The 6,289-nt window shown below is 64.2% G+C and carries 6 protein-coding genes; all 6 read right to left on the minus strand.

The genetic code is table 11. The features are described 5' to 3' along the window. On the minus strand, window positions 1-768 hold the full coding sequence (gene tpiA / locus VLT15_04405) for a triose-phosphate isomerase (GenBank protein ID HSR44457.1): 768 nt from the start codon (window positions 766-768) through the stop codon (window positions 1-3). Continuing rightward, complete coding sequence (locus tag VLT15_04410; GenBank protein ID HSR44458.1) at window positions 758-1,945, minus strand: phosphoglycerate kinase; 1,188 nt, start codon at window positions 1,943-1,945, stop codon at window positions 758-760. The genes tpiA and VLT15_04410 overlap by 11 nt, the downstream gene beginning before the upstream one ends. Before the next feature lie 4 nt (window positions 1,946-1,949). Further along, a complete protein-coding gene (gene yvcK, locus VLT15_04415) occupies window positions 1,950-2,924 on the minus strand; it encodes a uridine diphosphate-N-acetylglucosamine-binding protein YvcK (GenBank protein ID HSR44459.1) in 975 nt (324 codons plus the stop codon). Beyond that, entirely contained in the window at window positions 2,921-3,781 is an 861-nt protein-coding gene (rapZ, locus tag VLT15_04420) for an RNase adapter RapZ (protein HSR44460.1), read from the minus strand. Before rapZ ends, yvcK begins: the two co-directional genes overlap by 4 nt. Window positions 3,782-3,837: 56 nt before the next feature. Beyond that, entirely contained in the window at window positions 3,838-5,667 is a 1,830-nt protein-coding gene (uvrC, locus tag VLT15_04425; GenBank protein HSR44461.1) for an excinuclease ABC subunit UvrC, read from the minus strand. A 28-nt stretch (window positions 5,668-5,695) separates the two neighbouring features. Next, the coding region (locus VLT15_04430) for a class I SAM-dependent methyltransferase (protein HSR44462.1) at window positions 5,696-6,289 on the minus strand (594 nt) is incomplete at its 5' end.

The following is a 6,289-nucleotide window of genomic DNA, read 5'->3' on the forward strand; positions in this document are numbered from 1 at the left end:
TCACACCCAGTATCTGATCAGCGACGCGAAAGTGTCCGGATCGAGTGATGCCCCGCCGACAAGCGCTCCGTCTATGTCGCGTTTGGCCATCAGGCCGGCAATGTTGCCGGGGTTGACAGATCCTCCGTAAAGGATTCTGGTCTCCTCAGCCGCACTCTCGTACTTGGACGCCACGGTCTTGCGGATGTGTCCGATGGTGTCGGCGGCATCCTCGGCACTCGCAGTCCTACCCGTGCCGATCGCCCAGATCGGCTCATAGGCGATGACGAGCCCGCCCACCTGGGTGGCGTCGAGATCCGCCAGGCCGGCGATAACCTGCCCGGCAACGAAATCGGCGGTCTCGCCTGCCTCTCGCTGCTCCAGCGTCTCACCACAGCACATGATCGGGACCATCCCGGCGGCGAGCACGGCCTTGACCTTCTTGTTGACCATCTCGTCGGTCTCGCCGAAGATCTGGCGGCGCTCCGAATGACCGACGATCACGTATCCGACCTGGAGCTTGGCGAGCATCGCCGGTGAGATCTCACCCGTGAAGGCTCCTTTGTCCTCCCAGTGCACGTTCTGCGCGCCGAGACCGAACTGCATGTGATCGGCCTCGATCACCGTCTGCACCGAGCGCAACGAAGTGAACGGTGGGGCGATCACGACGTCCACCCGCTGATAGTCGCCCACGTCGAGTCGGTAGTGCAGCTTCTGCACCATCTGGATCGCCTCCAGATGGTTGCTGTTCATCTTCCAGTTGCCGGCTATTAGATCTTTACGAGCCATCTTTCCACCTCTTCAACGCTTCCAATCCCGGCAGTTGCACACCTTCGAGCATCTCCAGGCCTGCCCCGCCGCCCGTCGAGAGATGCGAAACACCGCCCTCGAGGCCGAGTATCCGCAGCGCAGCGACCGAGTCGCCGCCGCCCACAACCGAGAAACCTTCGTGATCGGCCAGTGCCCGTGCCACTGTTTCAGTGCCGCTGCGGAAAGCTTCCCATTCGAAGACGCCCATCGGTCCGTTCCAGAAGACACTGCCGGACCCGGCGATGACTCGGGCGAACTCGGCCGCGGTGGCGGGGCCTATGTCGAGTCCCATGCGGTCGTCCGGGAAGCTGTTCCGGCCTACGATCACGTGGTCCGCATCGGCCGCGAACCGGTCGGCGGCCACCAGATCGGACGGCAGCAGGATCCGGTCGCCGAACCCCGAGTCCAGCAGATCGCGAACCTGGTCGAGCATCTCTTCCTCGACCAGAGAGGATCCGATCTCGTACCCTTCGGCGGCCAGCAGAGTGAAGCACATTCCGCCGCCGATCAGCATCATGTCCACCTTGGGAAGCAGATTGCGGATGACGCCCAGCTTGTCGGAGACCTTCGCTCCGCCAAGCAGCACGGTAAAGGGCCGGGGAGGATCCTTCATCAGCTTGCCCAGCGAATCCACCTCTGCAAGCAACAGCGGACCGGCAACAGACGGTATGAACTCGGTCACACCGACTGTCGAGGCGTGTGCCCGGTGAGCCGTCCCGAAAGCGTCGAGTACGAAGAGGTCGGCGAGACGTGCGAGGTTGTCCGCCAGATCCGGGTCGTTCCTCGTCTCACCCGGCTCGAAACGCGTGTTCTCCAACAGAAGGACATCTCCGGCGGCCGACGCGGCAACCGCTGCTTCAACTGCCGGCCCGACGACCCCGTCGAGTTTTCTCACCGGGAATCGACCGAGTTTGCTCATCGCCCGCGCAACAGGGTCCATGCGGAACTCGAGCTCGCGCTTCTTGGGACGTCCAAGGTGGCTGGCGACCACAACGGTCGCCCCGGCCCGGCGAAGTCTGGCGATGGTGGGGAGCGAGGCGCGGATTCGGAAGTCGTCGGCGACCACGCCGCCATCGATCGGAACGTTCAGGTCAGAGCGGATCAGCACGCGCCGGCCGGCCACGTCTATGTCGTCCAGCGTCAGAAACTCGCTCATACCGTCACTCACCTCTCGCCAATGCGGCGAGCACCCTTCCAAGTTTGATCGGATCGTGCTGCGGCCAGGCTGCGTGTGCGTCGACCACATCCTCATTGACGAGGTCCCACCCCAAAGCCAGCGCCTCGTCCTCATCGATCACGACGGCCTCGACCCCGGCCGGCACCGCGGCCGTCCCCTTGTGCGCGATGATTGTACCGGCTCGCTTCATTCCCGACCGTTCGTGCAGGGCCAGCACGTGATCGGCCCCGCACATGTGGAGCGTCTCCGCATCCTGAGTGACGATGTTGAGGACGTAGGCAAGTTGAGCCGTTGAAGCGTCCACGGCTTCGGTGAGGCCGGGAACGATCATCGTGGACAGAAGTGACGTGTAGAGGGATCCGGGAGCCAGAACGATCTGGTCGGCTGCGAGGATCCGCTCCAGAGCGGCCGTGTTCGCTCCCACGTCGCCGGGAACCAGTTCCAGGTCTCCTATCTCACCGGGTGCGCGTGATATGGCGACCTGCCCTTCGACTTTCTTGCCGCCGACGGTGGCGCGCAGGCGCAGATACTCATCGGCCGCCGGAAGCACATCTCCCTGCGTTTCGAGCGCCGAACCGGCGGCCAGCAGGGCCGCATTGAAATCACCGAGGATGTCTGTGAGGGCGGCCAGCATCAGGTTTCCCAGCGAGTGACCGGCGATGTCGCTCCTGTCGAACCGGTAGGCGAAGAGCTCACCCCACAGTGTGGGCTGCGGAGTCAGCGCCAGCAGGCATCTGCGAAGGTCCCCCGGCGGCGGGAAGTCGAGAGCGTCGATCAGACGGCCGGAAGATCCTCCATCGTCGGCAACGGTCACCACGGCGGTGATACTCCCGGCGTAGGTCTGGATGGCGTGCAACGCCTGGGCGAGGCCGTGTCCACCGCCGATCGCTACCACCCTGGGCCCATCACGGTCCAGGCCCAGCAGTTGCTGCTCGACTACAGGCTCCAGCGAGGTCATTTGTCGATGTCCCGATGGACGACGCTCACTTCGACTCCGCGGGAGGTGAACCACTCGCCGAGGGCTTCGGCGATGGCTACCGAGCGGTGGTGACCGCCGGTGCAGCCGACGCCGATGCTCAGATAGGACTTCCCCTCTGCCATGAAACGAGGCAGGAGGAACTCCAGCATGTCGGTGGTCTTGGCGAGGAAGGCAACCGTGTCGTCGTTGCCCAGCACGTAGTCACGAACCGCGACGTCCTTGCCGGTCTGCGGGCGCAGTTCGGGTTGCCAGTGAGGATTCGGCAAGAAACGAACGTCGAACATGAGGTCGACGTCCCTGGGCGGTCCGTGCTTGAAACCGAACGATCGGACGGTCACCAGCATCGGCCGGTCCTGGCGACTGGCCCTGAACTCGTCTTCGATCCGCTGCCTGAGTTGGTGGACGTTGTACTCGCTGGTGTCGATGACGAAGTCGGCGTTGGAGCGGATCTCTGCGAGCAGTTGCCGTTCCCTGGCGATGGACTCCTCCAAGGTCGCTTCCCGGAGGGGATGCGGCCGGCGGTTTTCGTCGTAACGTGTCAGCAGCACCTCGTCTGAGGCGTCGAGGAACAGGACCGAAGCACGCATCTGCTGGCCGAGGAGGTCCCTCAGCGGCCTCCGCAACTCGCTGCTGAGAAGGCCGCCGCGCACATCCACGACAACGGCCAGAGTTCGATCGGTATCTTCGACGTCGCTCTGCCGGACTACTTCGGCGATGAGGTCCGGGGGCAGATTGTCGATGACGAAGTAGCCCATGTCTTCGAGCACTTTGGAGACCGTCGAACGCCCCGCGCCCGACATGCCTGTGACGATCAGGACATCCGGCTTGTTCTGCACGCTCGACCTTCCCTTGCGACGGCTCCAGTTTCGCAGATTAAGTCGCCCGACCGGACCTATCTGCCGGAACCGTGCAGAGCCGCGTGGAGGTCCGCGGCAACCTGCGCCGGGACGGTCTCGGTGAGTTCGGTTTCGGTTGCCGAACGGATCCCCTTCAAAGAGCCGAACCGGCGGATGAGAGCCTTCTTGCGGACGGGTCCGAGGCCCGGTACCTCGTCGAGGATCGAATCCACCATGCGCTTGCCTCTCAGTTTGCGGTGGTACTCGACGGCGAAGCGGTGCGCCTCATCCCGGACCCGCTGGAGGAGGTGGAGCGCCGGTTCGTCTCGAGGAATCCTGACCGGCTCGCTGCGGCCCGGCATGTAGACCTCCTCCATCCGTTTGGCCAGGCCGGCGACGGGAACGTCGAGATCGAGTTCCTTCAGCACCTTCACGGCTCGTCCCAGCTGGCCTGCTCCCCCGTCGATCAGCAGCAGCGAGGGCGGGTAGGAGAACCGGCCCCGTTCCTCGACCGGCAGCTCGCGTTCTTTCAGGTAGGCCTTGAACCGGCGGCGCAGAACCTCTTCCATGGCCGCGAAGTCGTCCTGACCCTGGATCGTCCGCACCTTGAAGCGCCGGTAGTCGCTCCTACGCGGCAGGCCGTCTTCGAGAACCACCATCGAGCCGACCGTGTCGCGGCCCTGGAGCGTCGATATGTCGAACGCTTCTATCCGGAGCGGCGACATGGGCAGATCGAGTTCTTCTTGAAGCGAACGAAGGGCTCGTGCCCTGGCATTGGGGTCGGATTGGCGCCGCAGACGATGGCGGGCGAAATCCTGGCTGGCGTTGGTCACCGCAGTCTCCATGAGCCGCCGCTTCGAGCCCCGCTGCGGCACCCGGATCGTGACCCTGCTTCCCCGTTGCTCGGTGAGCAGCTCCTGCCAGACGTCGACGTCGGGCGGCTCGTGCTGGACCAGAACGGCCGGCGGAGGCACATCATTGCCGTACAACTCGTGGAGCATTCCGGCCACCACTCCCCCGGCATCCATGTCTTCCGACTTGTCCATGATCGTGCCGAGCCGGCCGACCAGACGACCCCGGCGTACGAACAGCACTTGTACCGCCGCTTCGAACTCGGAATCCTCCAATGCCAGAAGGTCGAAATCCTCCGGCCGTTCGCTGACGACTTCCTGACGTTCGATTGCCTTGCGGACGTCGGAGAGCCGATCGCGCAGCCGGGCGGCTTGCTCGTATTCGAGCAACTCCGAAGCAGCCAGCATCTGCCGTTCCAGCTCGTCGACGATACCGTCGGTGTCGCCGCCGAAGAAGGCAGACAACCCGTCGACCATCGCCGCGTAGTCCTCCTTGCTCACCAGCCCGACGCAGGGTGCCGAACACTTCTCGATGTCGTAGAGCAAACAGGGCCGGCCCTTGTTCTTGTGGGTGCGGAACTTGCCGTCGGTGCAGGTACGCACAGGAAACGCCTTGAGGAGCAGGTCCAGAGTGCCGCGCACCGCGTAGGCATGTGCGAACGGACCGAAGTAGCGGGTCCCCTTCTTCTTCTTGCCGCGCATCACCCGGGGACGCGGCCACTCTTCCGAGACGGAGATCGCCAGGAACGGGTAGCTCTTGTCGTCGCGGAGGCGGTAGTTGAAGCGCGGCCGGTGGCGCTGGATCAGCGAGTATTCGAGCATCAACGCCTCGACCTCGTTGGCGGTGACGATCCAGTCGACCGAATCGGCGGCGTCGACCATCGAACTGCCTAGGTGGCTTCCCATCGAGAAGTGCCCGACGATCCGCTTGCGCAGCGACTTCGCTTTGCCGGCGTAGATCACCTGCCCGTGCTGATCGCGAAACAGGTAGGCACCCGGTTCGTCGGGTATCTCGGAAGGATTGGGCCGCTTCATCGGATCCGAGTGTAAGCCGATGGCGTATTCAGGATCGACGCCAGCGAACTCCGAGGAGCCGCGGGAGCCCTTTCTGCAGTTCCAGGAGAGGGTCACCGTCGGCGAGGTGGTCCGGCAGTCCCCGTTCGATGATCTTCTCGAGCGTCCACCCGGCGGTGGCCGCGGCATTGAGCAAATCGGCCATCGTCCGGTGGTGGAAAGTCACAGTACTGTCGCCGGCCGGTTCCTCGGTCGAGCCCGGTTCGAGGTAGCTGCCCCACCGCCAGTAGACCTCTCCGTCGACCGGGTCGACCACGGGGGCGGAGCCCGGAGCCGTGATCTGGGGGTGGTTGATCACGAGTGTGAACGTTCCTCCACCTCGGGTGATCCGGGCGGTTTCGCGGAAGAGCGTTATGAGGTCGGCCAGATGTTCGAGGACGAGAACTGCGGTGACTCCGTCGAGCGCCTCGTCCCGACACCAGGAGACGTCGGGAAGCTCGCCGATAACGACCGGTCCACTCCGTGCGGCTTCCCAAGCCAGTTGCGGGTTCAACTCGACGCCAACTGCTGTTGCGCCACGCGACTGAAGCTCTTCCAGCACCCAGCCGGTCCCGGTCCCGAGATCAAGAATCGTCTCCCCAGG

It is taken from the genome of Acidimicrobiia bacterium, assembly GCA_035471805.1.
Classification (GTDB): domain Bacteria; phylum Actinomycetota; class Acidimicrobiia; order Spongiisociales; family JAHEDJ01; genus JAHEDJ01.